The sequence below is a fragment of the Micromonospora sp. RB23 genome (genome assembly GCF_053585025.1).
Map to the genome: position 1 here is coordinate 3,774,076 of NZ_CM132111.1, position 20,583 is coordinate 3,794,658.

Below are 20,583 nucleotides of genomic sequence, written 5' to 3' on the forward strand. Positions count from 1 at the left end.
GCTCAGCGCCCTCCGGTGGGTGGCAGCGGCACCGGCGTGCCGGTCGGTTCGACGGCGAGGCCCAGGTCGCGCAGGGCCTGGGTGATCTCGCGGACCTCGCCCGCGGCGCTGGTGACGCGCAGCCGCAACCGGCGCTCCTGCAACGCCGCGCTGATCCGCGCGGGCCGGGTGGACGCGGAGCCGCGCCGGTTGATCCGGTCTATCTCGGCGGCGGCGTCCTCCATCCGGGAGATCGCGTCGAGGATGCGCGGGTCGGGGGTGAACCCGGGGTCGTCGCGCTGGAGGCGGGCGATGGCGTCGCGGAAGTCGGCGGCGTCGCGCCGCAGGTTGACCACGAGGTTGTCGGTGAGGGCGCTGACCCCGGAGACGCTGGCGGCCCGGTGGGACTTGTCGTCGATCAACCAGACCCAGCCGTCGTGGCCGATGCCGACGAGGTCGGTGCCGGCGACCTTGACGTTGGCGTCCGGTCCCTTGAGGAACAGCTCGATGCTGCTCAGCGAGAACGCGGCGCTGTACTCGCCGAGGACGCCCCGGCCGTAGGTGACCATGTCGTGTCGGAGGTAGGCGCGGAAGCCGGGGCCGTCGTCGGCGCGTCCCTCGCGCTGACGGAAGCGCTGCCACAGCGTGGCCAGGGCCTCCGGGTTGTGCACGGCGAGCTGCTGGGTGAGCCACACGTCGCCGCTGGCCACCACCGCGCGCAGGTCCGGATCGCCGATGCGGGCGAGGGCCTCGGCGAGCCGGGCGTCGCTCATCTGGAGCCCACGCGAGCGGGCCCGGCCCAGATCGTCGACGGCGGTGCGCAGCCGGGCCAGCTCGTCGGGGGTGAGCCGGCCGCCGAGGCGGGCCTGGAGGTCGGCGACGGCGGTCCGCTTGCCGGCCTCGCTCTCGGCGGCGACCGCGCGCCACAGCGCGGCCGGTTCCAGCTCGGCGGCCCGACGCAGCGCCGCCTGGCGATCCGCCGGCATGGCCCGGAACGCGTCACCGACGACCGCGGCCGGCTCGGCGTGCCGCCCGGCCGCGCCACCGCCGCCCTCGAACTCCCGCAGCAGCGAGTCGGCGTACGCGCCGGCGTCGTCGGCCAGCCGCAACGGCGCGTCGCCGACGATGCCCTCGCGCGGTCGGCTCAGCTCGCGCATCTCGGTGCTGAGCTGGTCGAAGTACTCGCCGAGGGTCGCCACCCGCACCCCCTCGGGCAGGGTGCCGCCCTCCAACACGTGGTCGAGGATCGCGGCGATGTTCTCCCGGAGCACGGCGATGCGCTCCAGCCGGTTGAGCGCGTTGCCCAGGTGCAGGTCGCCGACGTCGTCGACGATCCGGCGGATGAGGTGTTCCAGCAGCCGCCGGGAGCGCACCTCGCCGGCCTCGCTGTGCTCGGCGATGGTCCGCATGAAGCGGCGCAGCCTCGGGTTCGCGTCGGCGGCGGCGTGCACGGCGGCGGCGTCGAGGAAGCGGCCGGCGCGGAACCGGCGGGGCCCGGTCACGGCCGCACCACCGGCACGCGCGGGCCGGACGCGGCGGTGTGCTCGGTGTCGAGCACCATGAGGATGAACCGGGCGCCCTCCGGGCCGCCGACCGCGCCGCTGAGCATCGCCTCGCGCTCCACGTACGCGAGGATCGGCTCCATCAGCTTCTGCACGACGCGTTCGAGAACCTCGTTGAGCAGGATCTCGGTGAGGAACCCCTGGAGCAGGTCGCGGGACGCGGCCTCGACGATCTGCCGGGTGACGCGGCGTACCACGTACCCCCGGGCGGCACGCAGGCCCGCGCGGACGCCGAAGCGCAGCGCGACCCGGCCGCCGCGCACGGCCGCGCCGCCGATGGTGCCGGCCTCCGGGATGAGCGACATCGCCAACCCGAGGTACGCGGCGAACAGCTCGACCTCGACCTCGGTGCGGGTGAGCACCAGCTCCGGGTCCAGCATGGAGCCGTAGAGGCGTTCGCGCTGGTGGGCGTGGACCACGTCGACGGCGGCGACGGCGACCCCGACCACGAAGCCCAGCGGCGGGCAGAGCAGTGACAGCGCGATGATGCCGACCATGACGGCGAACGCGCTCAACGCCTCCCGGCCCAGCTCGGTGCTGAACAGACTGTCGACGCCGGTGGCGTAGTAGAGGTTGCCCCCGAAGAACTCGCCGAGCTGCTGGTGGGTGACGAGGTGGATGCCCTGCAACGCGAAGCGTCCGCCGGGGATGGTGGCCGACGGGATGTGTTCGCTGATCCGGCTGGACCGGAAAGCGAAGCGCGCGTCGGTGCGGGCGCGGCCGAGCATCTCGGTGTTGTGGCGTCGCATGTCCTGCAACACCCGCCACAGCTCGTCGCGGATCGCCGACCGGTTGCCGGCGAAGCGGGCCAGCACGTCGGGCAGGTCGCTGATCTGCTTGACCAGCGGGTCGACGCCCTCGGCCTCGCCGCGCTGGAGAACCAGCGCCTGTTCGATCTCGGCGAGGGTCCAGAGCACCGCGTGCGAGTCGCGGATGCGGGTGACGCCGTCGCGTTCGACGATCTCGCCGGCCGCGCCCGGGCTGGTCAGCGCCGCCTCGGTGGCGAGGAACGCGCTGGAGATGGCGCGGGCGGCCCCGTACCAGGCGGTGGACGGGTTCAGCGTGCTCAGCGTGGCGACGGTGCCGCCGCCGAGGTCGGTGTGCGCCTGCGTCCACCGGGCGGCCTCGTGGCGGCGCAGCCGCTCGCGCAGCCCCTGCAACTCGGCGTAGTCGGTGAGCTGGGAGACGATCAACCGCTCGAAGATCGGCGCGTACTGGTCGAAGCGGGCGATCCGCGCCTCGATACCGGTCCGGGAGCTGAGCAGGAGCTGCACCAGCATGGCCTGGCTGCCGACGACGAACAGCTCACCCACCGCCGCCTGCACGGCCGGGCTGAGCGCCTGCGCGAAGTGCAGGTTCCAGGAGGCGGACGTGTCGATCCAGCCGCCCTGGATCCGCGCGAAGTGCTCGGGCTGGCGGTAGCGGCGCATGACGAGTTGGGCGAGGTGGTCGAGCCGGGGCACGACGCCGGCCAGGTGGCGCAGGAACTGCACGGCCGGCGAGGCGACCGGACGGAAGTCCAGCGGGCCGAGTCGCCCGCTGCCCTCGGGCACGGGCCGGGTGAACGCCTCGCGCTCGGCCGAGCCGACGAGCAGGCTGATCGCGGCGGCCCGGCCGCGCAGCACGGCGGCGGCCTGGAGGCAGAAGTTCGCCGGATAACGACACGGCTCGCCCATCTGCAACCGGAACGCGATGTCGTCCATGAGCCGGCGCAGCTCGTCGCCGTCCGGGCCGAGCGCCGCCAGCTCCGGTTCCCCGTTGAAGGACGCGCAGGCGGGCATCGTGGAGTGCCCGGCGCCGACGGAGGGGAACCGCCGTCCCTCGGTGCCGGGCGGCGCGCTGGGGCTGCTCGGGTCGAAGACGAAACCGCCCCGCCGGGCCGCCGTTCCGCCGTCACCGGCGCCGCCGGCCCCGCCGCCGGGACCGGCACCCGTGCCGAGGCCGCCCGCTCCGGTGCCGCCGGGACCGCCGCCACCCGGTCCGGTGCCGCCCGCTCCGCTGCCGGACCCGTTACCCGCGCCCGCGCCGCTGCCGTCGCCGATGCCGCCGCCGGGCGGCGCGTTCGGATCCGGTGGGGTCGCCGGATGCTGCTCGACGCTGATCGGCAACAGGTTGGCCGTGCCGGTGAAGTGCAGCGTGGCGTCGGTCTCCTCGGTGCCGACCAGCAGCAGGGAGACGCCGCCGATGTCGACCACCACCAGGCTTGTCGGCGTGGCCCCGCCCGTCGAGCCGAGGATCGCGTCGACCCGCCGGGCCACCTCGGCGGCGACGGCCCGCTCGATCTGCGCCTGGTACTCCTCGACGCTCGTGGTCTCGCCGCGCGGCGAGGCGATCCGCAGCCGCCGCCGGATGTCGCCGCTCAGCTCCTCGTCCACCATGGCGACGAGGGCGTTGCGGTCGGCGACCGGCCGGCGTTGCACCGTCCCCGGCTGCGGGCTGGGCACCCGCGCCTCGACCTCGAAGTGGGGCTGCGGGGTGGCCCGGAACACCGTCTCGCCGAACTGCTCGAAGGTGAGCACCGACAGTGGAGTGGTGGTCACCATGATCGCCCAGACCGGGCGGCCGTCCACGCCGATGACCCGGGCGATGATCCCCTGCGGGGTGCCCGACGGGAGGCCGCCGTGCTGGCGTACCGCCTCGCGGGCCAGCTCGGCGAAGTGACCGGCCAGGTAGGCGGCCGGGCGCAGCAGCCACTGGTAGCTCACCTGCGGCGGCTCGGGGCCGTCCACCGGCACCTCGGCGGCGTCCCCACCGGCGTCGTAGGACGGCACCCGGTACACGGCGAGCAGGTGGCGCATCCGCTGCGGGTCGAACAGCTCGGTGGCCGGTTCGCTCAGCGGCAGGGGCACCCCGGGCGGCAGGCCCGGGTCGAGCCGCGCGGCGTCGACCACCTCCCCGACGCGCTGGCGCAGCCGGGCCTCGAAGGCACGCCGCTCGTCCGGGGACACCCGCTCCCGGGCCGCGCCGGTCCAGCGGAACTCCGGCGCGTCGGCGCGTACCTCCAGGTAGCCGCCGTGCGGCGCGACCACCTCCTGGCGGGAGCGTTCCAGCGCGCGGGCCAGGGCGGCGGCGAGCGCGTCGGTCACGGCCTCCGGCCGCTCGGTCACCGACCGGGCGTCCAGCCGGATCCGCACCGGCACGTGCACCGAGATGGCCACCGTCAGAACCGCCCGTCCAGGTGCTCGGCGAGCCGGGCCAACGCGAGGTCCGCGACCGCGTCCGCGTCGAACGCGCCACCGGCGGCGACCACCTCGATCTCCACCGGGAAGTGGTACGCGATGACGGCGCGATCGTCCTCGGCCACCTGCTCGGCCTCGGCCTCGCTGCCGGCTGCCGGCAACACCAGCTCACCCGCGTGCACCAGGGCCAGCCCGGTACGGGTGACCCGGGCGGCGCGGCCAGCTCCGGTCGCCATCTGCTACCTCCGGTTGATCCTGGTGGGGTTACGGCAGAACCGACGGGTCGCCGGTCTTCGGGTCGACCGAGGCCGCCAGGCTGAAGCCGCTGAACGTCGCCGCCGGAGCGCCGGAGATGGTGGCGGTGGTCGGTGTGGCGCTGGTGATGAGGCAGTCCTGCAACACGAAGGACGAGAACGCCCAGTCGTCGCCGGTGTGCTCCAGCAGCGCGATGTCGAACAGCTCGCCGTCCAGGGCCAGCTTGGTGAGCCGGCCGGCGACGTCCCCGATCGCCTTGACGGTCATCGTGAAGTTCATCGACACGGGCGCGTGGATGGCGCCCATGTGGGTCACCTCGCACGAGTGCAACGCCTCCACGTTGAGCGAGAAGGACGGGCTGAACGAGTCGATCGGGCTGATCAACACCGTCTCGGTGCCCTTGGTGTACTGCACCGCGAGGCGGGTCTTCCACTCCATGGTCTGGTTCCTCCGGTCAGAACTTGGCCACGAGCGTGACCAGCAGGCGGCTCACGGCCGGGCCGTACGTGACGGTGACGACGAGGTCGACGGTGCGGTCGGCCCGGGCGGCGGTGACGATCGACGTGTCGGTGGCGGTACGGGCGGCCTCGGGGATGGTGAGGATGTCCAGCACCGGGATCTCGATGCGGTAGTCGTCGATCACGGCCTGTCGCTTGAGCGGGCCGAGGATGCCGTCCACCTGGGTCTTGAGCAGGGTCATGCCCGGCTTGGTGATGCGGGCGTCGCCGACCAGGCCGATGAGTCCGGCGCGGAGCATGAACTCGATCGCATCGAGGGTGCGGACCAGGTCGACGTGCAGCAGGCTCGCGTCGGAGGTGAACAGCCGCCCGTCGGCGAAGTGCAGGCTCTCGCCGGTGATCAGCGTCGGGTCGATGACCGGCGTGAGGTTGGCCTCGGAGAGGCCCTTGATCTCGGCCGGGCTGTACTGCTTGGCGACCGGGATGGTCACGCCGCGGATCTTCTTCAGCACGATGCTGTGGTGCACCGGAAGCCCGGCCACAGCGGCCATCGCGGCGGTGGCCGCGTCGCCGTCCGCGCCCCGGGCGGCGATCATCACCATCCGGCTGGTGCTGCTCTTGAGCGGGTTCGCCGCTGTGGTGATGTCGGCGACGTAGCTGGGGCTCTTGTCGGTGGCCGGGTTGACCATGGCGAAGCCGATCCGCCGTTGGCCGGCGGCCGACATCGTTTCGACGTGCGCCTTGAGCGCGTGCAGCCCGGTGGGCGCTCCGGCGCCGGCCGGGTTGCCGACCGTCGACTCGTTGGCCAGCGACACCATCGTCACGTCGTCGGCGGCCTCCAGACCGCCGAGCGCGGCGGCGTAGTCGTCGCCGGCGACCTTGACCCCGTACACCTTGGCCGGGCGCGGATCCTGAAGGAACGCCAGTTCCAGCGAGTTGTAGAGGGCGTTGCGGACGACGTTGCCGGCCTGCCGGCGGGCGAAGTTCGTGACCGCGTCGTCCAGGGTCTCGATCCGGACCGGCGTGTTCGCCGGGGCGGAGCCACCGTCGGCCGTGGACGGCGCCTTGCCCACCACGGCGATGACGCCCGGCGAGCGCTGGGCCAGCGGCGCCGGTGGCGGCACGATCCGGACCTCGATGAACGGGAATGCTGCTGTCGGTGCCACGGGTCCTCCCGGACGAAGTTGCTGCTGGTCTGATCTCAGGTCGGGACGGCGGCGAGCCCGATGCCGCTGCGGGCGAGCCACTGGCCGGCGCGGGCGAACCGGGCGGCCCGCTTCTGCGCGGCGGTGCCGGTGTCGCCGCCGGGCCATCCGTCGTCGTCGAACGTCTCGACGGGTACGACCCACACGGCGACCACCCGGTGTCGCCGCCGGACGTCGTCCGGCGCGGGCACGTCCAGCCCCAGCTCCTCGGCCCGGGCGCGGACCAGCCGCGTCTCGACGAGCAGGTCGGCCAGGGAGAAGCCCTTGTCGCGGACCAGCACGGCGGCGGCGAACGGCAGCGGGCGGGGCGTGGGTGGCGCGGCCGGTGGCGCGGCGTAGCGCAGCCGAACGGTCGCGGCGGCGGCCTGCCCGCGCATCCGGTCCACCAGGTCACCGGCGTTCGCGGCGCCGACACCGGCGAGCAGCCGGTCCAGGTGCGCGTCGGTGAAGGCGGCCGGCTGGTGCAGGCCCGCCCGCAGCCGGGCCACCAGTCGGGTACGGCGCTCGGTCTCCAGCAGCGCCGGATCGGCCGGCAACGCCCCCAGGTCGGCGATGATCTGCGGGTCGACGTCGAACGTCGGCATCGCCACGTCGAGGTCCTCGACCCGGTCCCGGGCGGTGCTCGTACGCACCACGAGGCTCCCCCGCCAGAGCGCGTCGATCCGCAGGGCCGACCCGCCGAGGCCGTGCAGGCGCACGCGCAGCTCGGTGCGGGCCGTGCCGCCAGCGCCCAGCCACTCCCCCTCGGCGAGGGTCACCGGCGCGGCGGCGAAGCCGAGGGTCAGCTCGTCGAAGACGGCCGCGTACGGGGGCGCGACGGGCATCGCCTCGGTGTCGTACGCGGCTTCGACCAGGTTTCCCAGCGAGGCGTCGTCGAAGAGCGCGGCGCGGGTGCCCGGATCGGCCAACCGCACCAGCACACCGTCGACGAAGTCCACGCTGCGGCCTCCCCGCTGCCCACACCCGGGCACGCCGCCCGGCTCGGCACGAGGATCGCGAAGGGGCCGTCACCCGAGCGTCACCGCCACCGTCACCGCGTCCCCGTGCTGCCCCGACTGTCGGGAAGCGAGCACCCACAACGGTTCGAACGTGCGGCGGCACGGCGGCGCGACCGTGCGGCCGGCGCGGCCCAGCGGCCGGCGCGGCCCAGCGGCCGGCGCGGGCGGTGCAGCCGAGCGGCCGGCGCGGCCGAGCGGGGCGGGGGCGGGCGGTGTCGCTGACGAGCGATATACCTCAGAGTCATATTTATACCTCTGAGTCATATCGCTCATCCGACCATGCATCTCCCAACGCCGTCACCCACCGTCGCGCGTCGTCGCCTCCGCGGCTGGCAGCCGGCTCACCGCGAGGCGGAAGAGTCGGCGGGAGCGGTGGTCGGGAAGGGCAGTCAGGAGGGCGGGGCTTCGCGAAGGACGACGTGCAGCGGGTGGGGTGCGGTGGTGGCGAGGTCGCCGAGCACGGTGAGCAGCAGGGCGTACTGATCGGCTGGCTCGTCGACGAGCAACTGGGCGGCGTCGCTGACCACCAGGGTGAGCGGTCCGGCGTCCAGCCGGTCCCGGAGCGCGTCGGCGAGTGCGTCCCAGGTGTGTCCGAGGTGGCGTGGCAGGGCCAGGGCGTCGGCCAGCGCGGCGAAGAGCGCGGGCCGGTCCCGGGTGGCCGCCCCGACCAGCACCACGGCGTCCGGCACCTCGTGCGCGTCGGCGCGGGACACCGTCAACCAGTCCGGCCATCGTCCGTCGTCCTCGTCGGCCATCACGTGCCTCCTGGTCTGGGCGGGCGCCGAATCCGCAGGGCCGGCCGGCCGCGAAGAGGCGACCGGCCGATCCTCGGGTCGGTCAGAGCCGGTAGAAGTCGGTGTAGTGGTTGGGCGAGAACCAGGTGACGCCCGTGCTGCGGTTCACCACGATCCGGTACGCGTCGCGGGCGGCGCCCTGGGTGCGCGGATACACGTCGTACTCGTAGTAGGTGGCGTTCGTGGGCAGTTGACCCTCGTAGTTGTAGAACCGGCCACCGGCGAAGTTGGACAGCCCGCCACTCCAGGAGTACCAGCCGCGGCTGGTCGGGAAGCCCTTGGCGGACCAGCCGGATCGTGCGGTACGCGCGTCCGCGCAGCGGCTGATGGTGCAGGAGCTGTAGACCGCCGCCGACGCGGAGTCCGTCAGGCGCGGGGTGACCACGGACGGGCCGACCAACGCGGCGGCGACCATGGCGAGGAGCAGAGCGAGGGTGGTGGTACGCCGGCGGATCGCGCCGAGCGTGGCCAGCGGGGACACGAGGGTGGACACAGGCTGCCTCCAGACCATCCGATCCATCGACCCACGTGATTGGCGGGTCGGGCCCAGTCTGGCCGCTGCCCGCGGTCGGCGACAGCCCCACCAGCCCAACTGCTCCACAATGCCCGGTGAACCCCGGGCAACCGACATTGTGCCGCACACCGGCGCGGCGGCGGGCATTTCGGTCATCCGTTGTTAGCGTGAGCTGCGGGCGCGCTGCCCGTGACCGTGAAGGGGTGCCATGACGGACGCTCCCGAGCAGAGACCAGGGCCCGCGGATCTGTGGCGGCAGCGGGGCGTCCGCGTCGTGAGGATCACCCGGGACGGCAGCGTGCGCGGCTGGCGGTGGTGGGCGCGCACGTGGGATCGGCTGGTGGCCGCGCTCCAGGACGAGGCTCCCGTCGGCGCCGGGGCCGGCCCGTCCCCGCCCGGCCCCCTCGTCGAGCAACGCGACGCGCCCCGGCTGATCGCGGTGCCCGCGCAGGGGTACGTCTACTCGTTCTACGTCCGCGCCACCTTCGCCTGGTCGTCACCGGCGAGCCTGCGGGCCGAGGTGCTGAACTGGTACGTGGGGTACTTCCAGCCGAACGCCATCCAGCGGCTGACCCGACTGGCCGCCGACGCCGCCCGGGAACTGCCGCCGCACCGGGCCGCCGACCTGGAGGTCGCGTTGCAGCGCGCGCTCGCCGAGGACCCGGAGTGGTCCTACCGGCGCGGGGACGTCCTCGTGACCTGCCGACCCGACGCCGCCGTACGCCTCGACGAGCGGATCATGCCGGCGCTGCGACCGCACGTCGACGCGATGGTGCGCATGGAGTACCAGTTCGACGAGCAGATGCGCCGGGCGACGTACGCCGAGGAGTTGAGCCGGCGGTGGGCGACGATCCTGGGCGACCACCTCGACACGGACCCGGACCAGGAGATGGCGGACGCCCGTGAGCACCTGCTCGCCGCCCAGCGGGAGGCGGCGCGCTGGATCGGCGAACTCCTGCACCACCGCGCCACCCCCTGACGCGGCGGGATGCAGCATGAACGAAGAGAGGTGTTCGCCGGGGAGGGTGAGATCGTGGCTGCACGGCGTCTCGCGCGCCGCCCCGCTCGGGCAGCCACCGCCGGCAGACGCGGCCGTCCCGGTCGGGCCACGGTCCACAACTGGAGGGCAGAACACCATGGCGTACATCGATCTCGGGGTGGACGAGAAGCAGTTTCCCGGCGTCACCGGGCCGATGCGGTACCGCCCGGAGACCGCGAAGCCCCTCAACGAGTTGGCCGAGGTGCTGCTGCGGGGCCCGCACTCGCTTCCGGCCGGCGAGCGGGAGTTGATTGCCGCGTACGTCTCCGGGCGCAACGACTGCACGTTCTGCTGCGCGTCGCACTCGGCGTTCGCCGCCGCGCAGCTCGACGCGGGCATGAGCCTCGTCGAGCGGGTACGCGCGGACCTCGACAGCGCCCCGATCTCGGCCAAGCTGCGGGCGTTGCTGCGCATCGCCGGCGCGGTGCAGGTCAGCGGGCGCAACGTCACCCCGGAGCTGATCGCCGACGCCCGCGCGGAGGGCGCCACCGACCTGGAGATCCACGACACCGTCCTGATCGCCGCCGCGTTCTGCATGTTCAACAGGTACGTCGACGGGCTCGGCACCTTGGCGCCCGAGGGCCAGGAGGTGTACGCCGCGATGGCGCACCGGATCGTCGAGGTCGGCTACGGATCGGCGGTCCCCGCGGCGGGCTGAGCACGGACACGGGTGACCGCGTCTCGATCCCCTGCGATGGTCGATGGGCACGACCGGTGAGGCCCATCGGCCTGCTGTGGCCGGCCGCCGATCAGCGCGTGCTGCTCCTCGGCCACGTCGACACGGTCGTCCGATCGGCACGATCCTGTCCGGTACATGTCATTGACAGGGCGTCACGAAGCTGACAAGACTTTGCATTCCCACGCGCCGATCAGCCACAAGCCGACGGTCGCGCCTCGTGATCGGTCATGCCAGGCGACTCATGCCGCCACCACCGCCGCTGGTGCTGGCCGATGGGCAGGCCATCGGCCAGCCATCTCAGCGCCCTCGAGCTCCGTCCAGAAGCGATGCGAAGTGCTGCGCCAACTCCGGCGTGGACATGTAGAGCAGAAGGGAGTTCTCGTGGAACTTCATCCCCGCGGCGCTGTTCGAGTTACGCATCGACGCGTAGGGAAGCGCCCTCTTGCTGATAATGAGCACCATGAACGTCCCGCTCACGTGAACCATTCGCTCCACCTCGGCGACCTCCGAGATGGCGATCTCGCGTTCGAGCTTCCGCTTGAATTCCAGAACCCGTTGCGACGTGAGCACCGCCAACCGCTGGAACCCGCCGTTGAGGAAGCCCGGCACGATGGTCAGCAGTTCCTCCCCGCCGCGCAAGCTCGCATCGATGGCGTCCTGTGCCGCCGCGAGCTTCTCACATCCGGTCCGGTACACCCGCTTGCCGACCTCGTCCGGTTCGAAGTACGGGCTCAGGGCGTCCGCGTACTTCGAACTGAGCGGTGTCGTCGATGAGAACAGCCCCAAGATCAGCGCCTTTCTGTCCGGGAAATGGTGCGGCCGGTCGGGTGCCGGTTACTTCGAGCCCTGCGCGCCCTTGATGGCCGCGCTGCCCAGAGCCGACTTGGTGCGGTCCGACACCTCCTTGCGAGGCTTGGTCTCACTCGCGTTGGGCTTTTCCTTGTTCTCCGGCGAACGGGGCATCTGCTCCTCCATCTCGTGACTAGTTGACATCGGTCTACCGGCCCACGGTGGGCGCGCTCGCACCACCCGGAACCGACGTGGTCAGCCTCGCCCGACAGCGACATCCACGTCACCGGCATGGGACAAAGATGGGACAGCGATTTCATGGACGATCGACTCCTCGCTTCCGACCACGAAATCGGCGCCGCGTTGAAGCGGTTCCGGGGACGGCGAAGCCTCCGGGATATGGCGGAGGCGGCCCACGTGAGCAAGTCCAGCCTCAGCCGTTACGAGAACGGCACACCGATCCCACTCCATCTGGCTTCGGTGCTCGACCGTGTCTACTCGGCCCGGGGCTGGATCGAAGCCGCTGTCCTGTCGGGCAGTCGGGGCCACTGGGATCCGTGGCGCACCGACGAGGTCAGCGGGCTCCATGTGCACACCTGGCCGTCCGCGTACAGCGGTCCGGTGGCGATACACCTGCGGCCGACGCCGGCAGCCGTCGGCCGGGCACACCAGATACGACTGGGCTGGGGTCCGTGGAGTGCCCGGTTGACACTGGCCCTCCCCCGGCCCGGCCTGCGGCTGATGACCGGCAAGAGCCACGACGAGGTGTCGATACCGATCGAACTCGACTGCGACCCACCCGTACACGCGCTGTTCCTCGTCGGCGCGCCGGACGAGGAACCACACGTCGACATCCAGTCGCTCTGGTACCGGGCGGTGGGCTGATGTTACGGATCATGTTGTGCGGCGCCCACGACACAGAGCGCTACCGCGAGGACTTCATCCACGTCGCCAACGGCTTCGACGCGGAGGTCTGGCACTACCTGTCCGGGGACATCCTGCACGTCAACCATGCGCAGGCAAGCTGGGAGACCAACTCGCGCGACACCGTGCAGCACGCACATGTGTGCGTGTTCGTCATCGTCGAGGCGTACGGGGAGATCACTTGGCGGACGGAACTGCGGGAGGCGCTGGCCATCGGGAAGCCGACCCTGGTCTTCTGCCTCGATCGGACCTACCAGGTGTACAAGACCCTCACCAGAGAGGCCGCCGGAATCGTCGACCCCGACAAGCAGAAGCTCGTCGACATCCTCAGGGAGGTGGAGTCAGAGCGCCGGCTGACCATCATCCCGTTCTCGTACGGAGGCTTCAAGGAGCGCTTCAAGAGTCAGCTGTCCAGACTGACGGAACTGGCCCTACGCCAGATGGAGGAACGCAACAAGCGGGCTGCGGTGGCCCAACTGTTCAATGAGCCCGATCGGCTCAGCCGCTCCGAACTACTGGTCGCCGCCGAAATCGCGGCCGACGAGCTCGAGAACAAGATCGCCCGAAAGCGGGCGATCCGCGTGCTCGCCGCGCAGCGTGCCGCGGACGAGGAGACCATCCTGGCGCTGATGTCCAGCATGGAGCAGGGCGTGCAGCGGCTCGCGATCGAGCTGCTACCGCAGCTCTACGCGCCCCGGCCCGTCGATCCGGAATTCTTCGCGCACTGTATCTCGGTGGCGAACCGGGCCGCTGACGTCGGCGTCGCCCGACGCCTCATCCCGGCGCTGGTCGACATCGATCTGCCCGCCGCGGTTCGCGCGATGGCCACGCTTGAGCTCGTCGAGTCCGGCGCCCGCCGCCGGCTGGCCGAAACCCTTGAGACGTACGAGCAGCGCATCACCGACCCCGAGGTGATCGACGGCGTGTGTTCCCTCCTCACACGTTGCCTGACGAGCGAGTCGGAAATGGACTGGAAAACCCGCTGCCGCGCGTTCTACGAACGGCTGAACTCTGGTCGGCCCCAGGACCGCGGCGACTCCAGCCACAATGTGGATGAGCGGCCACAATTTCCGAACGACGGTAACCGAGCGGCTGATTGAGCCCGCCCAGAACTCCACCGCAATTTCGTCCGAAAGTCTTCGTCGAATTGACGGATCCTGTATAGCCCGCGAATCAGGGGTTGCGGTTTCCCGGCGAGGAGAGTGCACTCGCTTTTGCCCCGGACGACGGGCAGAAGGCCGGTGCTACCCAGCAATCACGTCTGACGCACGAGCGCCTTCTCCGTCAAGAAACGGCATAGGAGGATCAACATGGCGACGTGGGCCGACCTCAAATCCTACGTACGGTCGAACTACAAGATCTCCGATGAGCAGCAAGACCTGATCAAGCTGGTCTTCGAGACCGGGAACCTCCGTTCGCAGGTGGTGCTGCTCTGGCATGTCACCCTGGCGGACGGGTCCGAGGAGTGGGTGCAGATCGAGTCGCCCTTCGGTGAGCTGCGTTCGGTCAACGTGGCGCAGGCGCTGCGCGAGATCGGAGACACGGTCTGCGGTGGGATGTCCGCCGTGGGTGACATGGTGACGTTCCGCCACGCCGTGCCGTTGCTCAACCTGAACATCAACGAGTTCGAAAGTCCGCTGGCGCTCGTGACCTCGACGGCCGACCGGCTTGAGCAACTTCTCACCGGGGCCGACCGGTACTGAAGCGACAGTCGAGGAGAGACATGCGGTTTTTCCAGCCTGACGAGCCACTCGACACGCGCTTCTCGAACGTCCTGTTCACTCGGGGGACCCGCTCGCGGCAGGCGGTAGCAAAAGGACAGCACGGGATTCGAGGTGCTCTCCTGCCGAATGAGCAGGTGCTGGGAATCGCCGTGGACGAGCGCTCACACGACGACACCGTCGTGCTGACCGATCGACGGGTGCTGGTGATGCGCAGAGGCGGCCGCACCGTCGTGCGGGCGACCGATATCGCGGAGGTTCCCGGCGCGTACACCGAGGTGACTCCGGGTGGCGGGACGTTCGAGCTGGACCGGATGGGCCTGCGGATCCACGTGGCTGATGCGACTGCCGCCGATGCGCTGACCACCTTGGTCAACAGCCAGGTGCTCAAGCATCGCCCACGCACGATCCCGCCGCTGTATCCGGACTACTGCCTCGATTCGCTGTCGAGCGCTGGCGTTCCGGACACCCCGGTGAACCGTGCCAGGCTGGCAGAGCGCACGGCGTTCACCGTCGGCTCGCAGGCCGGTGCTTTCACGGCTCAACTCAGGGATCCGGAGGCGTTCGAGGAATTCGTGAGCCGCTTCGGCGTCGCCTCGCCAGACAGACGATTGCAGCAGGCTGACGACATGATCGACTGGCTGTGGGCCTGGCATCCCCTGTGCCACCACGGCTTGACGAGGCAGGTGGCCAAATGGCATGACGGGTTGCTGCAGCGAGGCAGCTTTTTGACCGCGTCCGCCGGCGGCGAGATACCAGCCTGGGGCGATTCGACCGCCGACACGAAGCAGGCGTGGCGGCTGGTGTTCGAGAGGAACTGGCGCGGCTGACGCGCCGCGGAACGAAACAGGAGGCAAACATGGGCTGTGCATGCGTCAAGGCAGGAAAACCGAAGTGCAGGTGGTGCACGGAGGCTGAAGGGCTCAGGCGGAAGCCCTCGGGCCACAACTGTCAATGGGGAACGTGTTCCTGACCACCTGCGGAGCCACGGAGGCCCCTGGTCTGTCCGAACTGGCCAGGCCAGGGGCTCTCGACGCCTTGCCCACTCAGTCCTTCTCGTCGCGTTCCTCGTCGTTCCCGCGCCGACGGAGCGCTCGCTCAGCGACCCGGCTGGAGAGCTTGCCCGTCGCCCATCTGGCCCGGCCGAGGGTCTCGTCGCCGAGGCGCCTGGCGGCACCAACGCCCTCCGCTCCCGTCTCGAGCGCCTTGTCCCTCGCCTCCCTGGCGGCATCCGTCCATCGTTTCGCCTCCGATGACTGCCGCGTGCCGTCGATCCCGAGCCGGCCCTGGAATTCGACGATGGCCATCGAGACATGGTTGCTCGACTTCACCACGGCCGGGGAGTCCATCGGATTCAGCAGCACCTTGGCGTTGGCTCTGCCTGCGGCGGCGTCCATGCGGGCCATCAGGCGCTCGGTGCACCGGGAGATGAGTTCCAGCCGGTTCTGCCGCGCAGTCCTCAGCCCGAGGCGATGCCCGTCCAGCTCGTCGGGCGACGCGTCCAGCACCCGGTCGAGTTCGAGCACGGCGACCGCGTCCTGGAGCTGGAAGCAGCGTGCCAGGACGGAGAGCCATTCCTGTCCCGTGGACTCTGCTTCCCTGGCCGCCTTGGCGAGATCGCCGATCGTGGTCCTGCGCTCCAGCTTCTCCGCGAGCGCGTCGAGTTGACGCAGCCCGTACGCCTGGGTTTCGGCGATCGTCGCCGGCGCACCCTGCACCTTCGACCACGTGATCTCGTCGACCCGGCCCCTCGCCTCCCGGATGGTCATGGCCTCCTCGAGAACGAAGCCCACTCCGATCATGCGGGCCAACACGGCGTCCTTCTGGGCGCGGAGCACATCGTCGACCTTCTCGTCTATCGCGGCGAGATAGTCGGTGATCTCCTTCATGCTCTGTTGCATCGCAACCTGCGCCATGATCCCCGCAGCGCCGGCCAGCAGCGCAGGGTTGCCAGCGACCGCCCCGGTCCCCTTGATCTGGAGCCATCTCTGGATCGAGCCCGGGTTCCCCACCATGGCGTGGCTGATGCCCGGGGTCTTGGTCGGCATCAGACCGTACCTGTCGACGATCTGCGCGGACTCCTTGGTCAGCTGCACCCAGCGCCCTGAGTGGGCGGCGATCGAGGAGCCTGCCTGTGCCGCTGCCGCCCCGGCGTTGAGGACGGACCCGAGCCGTGGCAGGCCGAGGTCCGTCGACGGCAGCCCTTCGGAGAGGAGGAAACGCTCGACGGCCGTCGGATCGCCGATTACCGCCACTCCGTCGCCGTCACTGATCAGCTGAATGTCGTTAACCATTGTCGGCTCCTGACGTACCGGAAGGGGTGGACAGCGACGGCCTGCGCTTTGTCACTTCGTGGCCCTGCGGCCTCGGACGGCCTATCGGTGCGGCGGGAAGGCGGCGACGCAGCGCACCGAGCGCTTCTGAGCCAGGAGGGTGTTCGACAGGCATCACCCGACCACCAGGTTCACCGTCGTGGGCTGCACCTGGTCGACGCGCACCGCCAGCCAGCGGAACTCGCCGTTGCGGCCGTCCAGGCGGGCGAAGTCCCGCCAGTTCAGCGGGTAGTCACCGAGCAGGTCCCGCTGATTTGCCGCGAAGTAGCTGCCCTCCGTCCCCCAGCGAAGCCTGCCGCGAAGCCTGCGCCCCTCGTGCAGGCGGAACTCGCCGTCCCGGGTCGGCCGAGAGCCGGCTGGCGGTCTCCACATCCCGGGGTCGTTGGTGAGCAGGACGGCCAGACCGTTCATCGGGGTGGGGCCGGGACGGCAGAACTGTTCCAGCCGGGCGACGTCGGCCACGAATCCGAGCCGGGCCAGGTCCGGGGCGCCGTGGTGGCGCAGCCGGAACTCTTCGCCGGTGCGAGGATCAACACCGTCCCAGAGGGCGGTGAAGTACTTGAACTCGATCGCCGTCCGGCCATTCGGGCCAGAGCAGAGCAGGTCCAGGTACGCCCTCTCCTGCCGCCGGACTTCGAGCCGCACCTGCACCTCGTTGTCCAGGCAGTGCACGGCCCAGGCAAAGGCGTGCTGGAAATCCGCCTCCGAGTGGAACACGGTCCGCTCGGCCCGCAGCGCGTCCATCACCGCCGCAAGCGGGAGCGATCCGGCGATCTGTACCTCTGCCTGCTGATCCACAGTCCTGTACCGTCAGCGGTGGTTGTGGTTGCCGGCTGCGGGCTTGCCACCGACTCCGCGACAGGTCGGACAGGTTTCGTCGACGTAGTAGGCGTTGCCGCGGTCCATGCGCGTACGCCGAACGACACCGGTGCCCCGGCAGGTTCCGCACTTCATGCAGTTGTCGCAGTTCGGGTCATAGCCAGGCATGGGTCCTCCGTCGTCAGATGCTCGGTCGGGGAAGCGGGATATAGGGCTCGAGTTCTGCGCTCACCCAGTGAGGCGGTGACTGCAGCGCCAAACCGACCTGGACGAAGACCTCGTAGAGCGACGCGGCCTGCTTCCACTGCCGGCGGGAGCGGGTCGGGTCATCGTCGCTGTGCGGGGCGTCGATCAGAGCGAGGTAGGCGCCTGAGTCGCCCCGGCACAGGTGGATGGTGTTCGAATCGTGGTCGGCGGTCAGCGTGGCGATGTGGCGCACCTCGCCCGGCGCCAGCTCACGCAGCCCGGACCGCTCCGGCGGCGGCGGCGACGTCGTCGGGAGCCAGCTGTTGACGTCGCCTCCGGTGTCGACCCACCGGTTCCACTCGTAATGACGGACCCGCAGCGGCGGGACGCCGTTCTGGCGCAGGAAACGGATTCCACCGTCCAGCACGGCCTTTGCGTCGTCGCCCTCGAAGCCGAGGCCGAGCAACTCGGCCACTGCCCGGCTCGCCCCGTACGCCGACCAGCCGCCCAGCGGGGTCACCTCCCACGCGAGCGCGGCCGTCAGGCCGGCCGGGTCGGACTGGCTCAGCGGCAGCAGCGTCACCAGCATCCCCCACGCCTGTTCGGGCCCGATGCCACTGCTCTCGCCGTACCACTCGTAGCGGGCGAAATCCGCCAGCATGGCGGCAGTGCCAGGCGGCAGTCTGTCCGGATGGCCGCGGTGATCCGACATACCCAGGGCCTCTCAGATCCCGGCGGCGCGACGACGCCGCTCCCTTGCCTTGTCGTTGAAGACGATCCGTGGCTCCGGACGGCCTCGGGCAAGCCAGAGAACCAGGCTGACCGGCCAGAACATCAGCGTCAGCAGGGATCCGACGAACCATTCCAGACCAACGCCCCCGTCACCGAGGATTTTGATCGGGCCCTGCCCGAGACCGGCTCTGGCTCGCACCGCGATCATGCCGATGAAGAAGCCGACGAAATAGACCAGCGGCATGACACATTCCATTGGCGTGCTCCCTCCCATCGCACACCGGCCATCCGTGGTGGCCGAGAGGCTGAGACTGAATCCGCTGTCGATCCGTGCCCCACCGGCACTGATGGTGAAGCCACGCTCACTTTGCGGCGGGTGAAGGCTCACCGTACGAAGCCCCACGGGGCGACATCAAGGACTTGGGATGGGTACCGTCGAATTTGGACGGTCTGGTCCCGTGCACGGGACCGGACCGGACGAGACAGACGGGAGACGGCCATCAGGAACTGACCGGTCGGCCGGCCACTTCACCTGCCGGCCGGGCGGACCAGGCCGAAGCGGTTACTCAGGCCAGAACGCTGCGGTAGGCGCGACCACCCAGGCGTCCGGCGGGGCGGCCCACTCGTTGTCGCCTCGTACCGTCAGCACCCGGAATCCGCGGACGGATCTCGTGCCGGTCAGCCGCCCCTTCGCCCGCATCGCCCCCGGCGAATCAGCCGTCCACCGGCTCGGCGCGGCGAGCACCGACGTTGATCTCCTTGACCGAGTCATGCCGTCCGACCGCCAACGATCAAGGTGACGGCTCGCGCATCCAGGTCTTCGGGTCGGTCACGAAGATGCCCTTGCCCTGATGTCGCCGGATCACCCGCAGCGCTTCCAGACGGACGTAGACCATTTGAATGGTGGACGAGCTGACGTCGAAGCGGTCGGACATGTCAGCGATCGAGGGCAACTTGTCCCCTGGCTTGACCTTCCCGCTGCGCAGGTCTCCGATGATCTCTTCCGAGATCCGGATGTAGTCCGGTGTCTGTGGCATGGCACTCCTCGCGTGGCACGCCAATTTGATCACGACACGCACTGGCCAGACAACTAAGCGTTGCGGCAACAACACTTAGGCATATATGTTTAAGCGCGAGCCGCTCCTCGCGTGGCAACGAGTGCGGCTCATCCCCTCGGTCGGGGCGGGTGCGTGCGCCCGCCCCGACCCCACCTGCCCGCAGAGAGGATCGTCGTGGTTCCGGTGTATCGAGGAAACCAACCCCAGCCGGCCGGCTACCCCGCCCGGCTGACGCCCTACGAGGTGCGGACCCGCGCGTTCGCCGCCCGTCGGCGCGGCGTCGACCCCGATGAGGTACGCGAGTTCCAGGCCCGCGTGGCCGACGAGCTGACCACGCTCAACGAGACGGTACGGCTGCTCAGCCAGGAGAACGGCCGACTCGGACGGGCGCTGCGGGACTGGCAGACCATGCATGCTCGAGAGTGCCGACCGCCGGATGACCAACCCAACTCCGGCCACTGGTGACCGCGCGCCTCTCCCCCGGCGATCTGCTCGTCGTCGACGGCCGAGCCTCGGTGCAGTTCGCTGGCGAGCGCGCCTTGACCTTCCGCGTCGTCTCCGTGTCGGACCAGCCGACCTACGACGGCTGGGTCTGGTTGACGGGCTACGTCCTCGACCGTCGTGGCGACGCGACCGCCAAACGGGAGGTCTTCGTCCAGCTCGCCGGCCTGCGTTCGCCAGACCACGGCGGTGCGATCCCCTCCATGGTTCGTCAGAGGGTCTCGGTGCCCGGGGTGAGGTCGGCCGGGACGGTCGTCCGGCCGGCGAGCGCCTGACGGAGCGCGGCCGACTGCTCCACCGAGCCGCCCCGGACGCCGAGGCTGCGGCGGGCCGCCCGGTAGTAGCCGTCCCGGGCCTCGTTGACGGCGTCCAGTTGCGCCGAGATGTCCTCCGGAACGTCGACGATCCCCCGGGCCAGCCGCTCCAGCCGCCAGATCGCGTCTCGCCAGGTGGCGGCGGCCACCACCGTGGGCTCGTCGCCGAGAAGCAGCAGGTTCTCCCAGACGATGGTGCGCCGCGCGTCCGACTCGGCGAGCCGGGCCAGCCCCTCCCCCCGGTCGATCGGGTGGCTGTGTGAGCCGGGCCGCAGGTGGGCCGTCATCCGCAACGCCACCGCGTGGCTCTCCTTGAGGGCGTGCGCGAACTCGACGTACGCGTCGAGGCGCCGCTCGTCCCAGCGCACGCTCTGGCTGCGCCGCCACCGGGCGCGATCGGCGAGCGAGGTGGCGAGGATAGTGCCCAGGGTGCCGACCAGCACACCGAGGAGCGCCGGAAGTTGCGTCAGCAGCGTGCTCACAGCGCCCAGGCTCTCAGCACCGGGCAAGCGCAACCACCCGCGCCACGAGTCGACGACCGTCC

23 protein-coding genes are annotated in these 20,583 nt (G+C 70.6%); 7 read left to right on the forward strand and 16 right to left on the reverse strand.

Annotation, left to right across the window (positions count from 1 at the left end; translation table 11 throughout):
* Window positions 1–2: 2 nt before the first annotated feature.
* The 8 genes from ACTFTM_RS17470 to ACTFTM_RS17505 form a co-directional block, all read right to left on the reverse strand.
* Window positions 3–1,481, reverse strand: coding sequence for a hypothetical protein (locus tag ACTFTM_RS17470; protein ID WP_449561532.1), 1,479 nt, complete (start codon window positions 1,479–1,481; stop codon window positions 3–5).
* Window positions 1,478–4,699 carry a hypothetical protein gene (locus ACTFTM_RS17475; protein WP_449561533.1) on the reverse strand — a complete coding sequence of 1,074 codons (3,222 nt, stop codon included), beginning with the start codon at window positions 4,697–4,699 and terminating at the stop codon, window positions 1,478–1,480. The genes ACTFTM_RS17470 and ACTFTM_RS17475 overlap by 4 nt, the downstream gene beginning before the upstream one ends.
* Window positions 4,700–4,701: 2 nt before the next feature.
* Entirely contained in the window at window positions 4,702–4,956 is a 255-nt protein-coding gene (locus tag ACTFTM_RS17480) for a hypothetical protein (RefSeq protein WP_422740494.1), read from the reverse strand.
* 28 nt (window positions 4,957–4,984) lie between these two features.
* A complete protein-coding gene (locus tag ACTFTM_RS17485) occupies window positions 4,985–5,413 on the reverse strand; it encodes a hypothetical protein (protein WP_355051244.1) in 429 nt (142 codons plus the stop codon).
* A gap of 16 nt (window positions 5,414–5,429) precedes the next feature.
* On the reverse strand, window positions 5,430–6,599 hold the full coding sequence (locus ACTFTM_RS17490; RefSeq protein ID WP_449561534.1) for a hypothetical protein: 1,170 nt from the start codon (window positions 6,597–6,599) through the stop codon (window positions 5,430–5,432).
* A gap of 35 nt (window positions 6,600–6,634) precedes the next feature.
* Entirely contained in the window at window positions 6,635–7,576 is a 942-nt protein-coding gene (locus ACTFTM_RS17495; RefSeq protein WP_449561535.1) for a hypothetical protein, read from the reverse strand.
* 449 nt (window positions 7,577–8,025) lie between these two features.
* Complete coding sequence (locus tag ACTFTM_RS17500; RefSeq protein WP_449561536.1) at window positions 8,026–8,391, reverse strand: barstar family protein; 366 nt, start codon at window positions 8,389–8,391, stop codon at window positions 8,026–8,028.
* Window positions 8,392–8,473: 82 nt separating this feature from the next.
* Window positions 8,474–8,923 (reverse strand): ribonuclease domain-containing protein, encoded by a 450-nt coding sequence (locus ACTFTM_RS17505; RefSeq protein WP_449561537.1) that lies wholly within the window; start codon window positions 8,921–8,923, stop codon window positions 8,474–8,476.
* A gap of 295 nt (window positions 8,924–9,218) precedes the next feature.
* Here ACTFTM_RS17505 and ACTFTM_RS17510 point away from each other — a divergent pair, with 295 nt between their 5' ends.
* Together ACTFTM_RS17510 and ACTFTM_RS17515 are read left to right on the forward strand one after the other, a co-directional pair.
* Window positions 9,219–9,923 carry a hypothetical protein gene (locus ACTFTM_RS17510; protein ID WP_449561538.1) on the forward strand — a complete coding sequence of 235 codons (705 nt, stop codon included), beginning with the start codon at window positions 9,219–9,221 and terminating at the stop codon, window positions 9,921–9,923.
* Window positions 9,924–10,080: 157 nt separating this feature from the next.
* The gene (locus ACTFTM_RS17515; protein ID WP_449561539.1) at window positions 10,081–10,641 is read left to right on the forward strand and encodes a carboxymuconolactone decarboxylase family protein; all 561 of its coding nucleotides are present in this window, start codon (window positions 10,081–10,083) and stop codon (window positions 10,639–10,641) included.
* Between the two features lie 318 nt (window positions 10,642–10,959).
* On the opposite strand, the gene ACTFTM_RS17520 is transcribed toward ACTFTM_RS17515, so the two are convergent.
* Window positions 10,960–11,448 (reverse strand): hypothetical protein, encoded by a 489-nt coding sequence (locus tag ACTFTM_RS17520; protein WP_449561540.1) that lies wholly within the window; start codon window positions 11,446–11,448, stop codon window positions 10,960–10,962.
* A gap of 48 nt (window positions 11,449–11,496) precedes the next feature.
* On the reverse strand, window positions 11,497–11,655 hold the full coding sequence (locus tag ACTFTM_RS17525; protein ID WP_449561541.1) for a hypothetical protein: 159 nt from the start codon (window positions 11,653–11,655) through the stop codon (window positions 11,497–11,499).
* A gap of 114 nt (window positions 11,656–11,769) precedes the next feature.
* On the opposite strand from ACTFTM_RS17525, the gene ACTFTM_RS17530 reads away from it, so the two are divergent.
* The 4 genes from ACTFTM_RS17530 (at window position 11,770) to ACTFTM_RS17545 (ending at window position 14,926) form a co-directional block, all read left to right on the forward strand.
* A complete protein-coding gene (locus tag ACTFTM_RS17530) occupies window positions 11,770–12,336 on the forward strand; it encodes a helix-turn-helix domain-containing protein (protein ID WP_449561542.1) in 567 nt (188 codons plus the stop codon).
* Complete coding sequence (locus ACTFTM_RS17535; protein WP_449561543.1) at window positions 12,336–13,475, forward strand: hypothetical protein; 1,140 nt, start codon at window positions 12,336–12,338, stop codon at window positions 13,473–13,475. The genes ACTFTM_RS17530 and ACTFTM_RS17535 overlap by 1 nt, the downstream gene beginning before the upstream one ends.
* Before the next feature lie 210 nt (window positions 13,476–13,685).
* A complete protein-coding gene (locus ACTFTM_RS17540) occupies window positions 13,686–14,078 on the forward strand; it encodes a hypothetical protein (RefSeq protein WP_449561544.1) in 393 nt (130 codons plus the stop codon).
* A 20-nt stretch (window positions 14,079–14,098) separates the two neighbouring features.
* On the forward strand, window positions 14,099–14,926 hold the full coding sequence (locus ACTFTM_RS17545) for a hypothetical protein (RefSeq protein WP_449561545.1): 828 nt from the start codon (window positions 14,099–14,101) through the stop codon (window positions 14,924–14,926).
* Window positions 14,927–15,142: 216 nt separating this feature from the next.
* Here the strand turns inward: ACTFTM_RS17545 and ACTFTM_RS17550 are convergent, their stop codons facing one another.
* The 5 genes from ACTFTM_RS17550 to ACTFTM_RS17570 all read right to left on the reverse strand — a co-directional run bounded on the left by ACTFTM_RS17550 (window position 15,143) and on the right by ACTFTM_RS17570 (window position 19,203).
* Entirely contained in the window at window positions 15,143–16,390 is a 1,248-nt protein-coding gene (locus ACTFTM_RS17550) for a hypothetical protein (protein WP_449561546.1), read from the reverse strand.
* Window positions 16,391–16,543: 153 nt separating this feature from the next.
* A complete protein-coding gene (locus ACTFTM_RS17555) occupies window positions 16,544–17,227 on the reverse strand; it encodes a hypothetical protein (protein WP_449561547.1) in 684 nt (227 codons plus the stop codon).
* A 202-nt stretch (window positions 17,228–17,429) separates the two neighbouring features.
* Window positions 17,430–18,095, reverse strand: coding sequence for a hypothetical protein (locus ACTFTM_RS17560; protein ID WP_449561548.1), 666 nt, complete (start codon window positions 18,093–18,095; stop codon window positions 17,430–17,432).
* Window positions 18,096–18,158: 63 nt separating this feature from the next.
* Window positions 18,159–18,410: a hypothetical protein gene (locus tag ACTFTM_RS17565; protein WP_449561549.1), complete on the reverse strand. Its 252-nt coding sequence runs from the start codon at window positions 18,408–18,410 to the stop codon at window positions 18,159–18,161.
* A gap of 547 nt (window positions 18,411–18,957) precedes the next feature.
* On the reverse strand, window positions 18,958–19,203 hold the full coding sequence (locus ACTFTM_RS17570; protein WP_422740504.1) for a winged helix-turn-helix domain-containing protein: 246 nt from the start codon (window positions 19,201–19,203) through the stop codon (window positions 18,958–18,960).
* Window positions 19,204–19,407: 204 nt separating this feature from the next.
* Here ACTFTM_RS17570 and ACTFTM_RS17575 point away from each other — a divergent pair, with 204 nt between their 5' ends.
* Window positions 19,408–19,689, forward strand: coding sequence for a DivIVA domain-containing protein (locus tag ACTFTM_RS17575; RefSeq protein WP_449561550.1), 282 nt, complete (start codon window positions 19,408–19,410; stop codon window positions 19,687–19,689).
* Between the two features lie 247 nt (window positions 19,690–19,936).
* Here the strand turns inward: ACTFTM_RS17575 and ACTFTM_RS17580 are convergent, their stop codons facing one another.
* Window positions 19,937–20,521 carry a hypothetical protein gene (locus ACTFTM_RS17580; RefSeq protein ID WP_449561551.1) on the reverse strand — a complete coding sequence of 195 codons (585 nt, stop codon included), beginning with the start codon at window positions 20,519–20,521 and terminating at the stop codon, window positions 19,937–19,939.
* Between the last annotated feature and the right edge of the window lie 62 nt (window positions 20,522–20,583).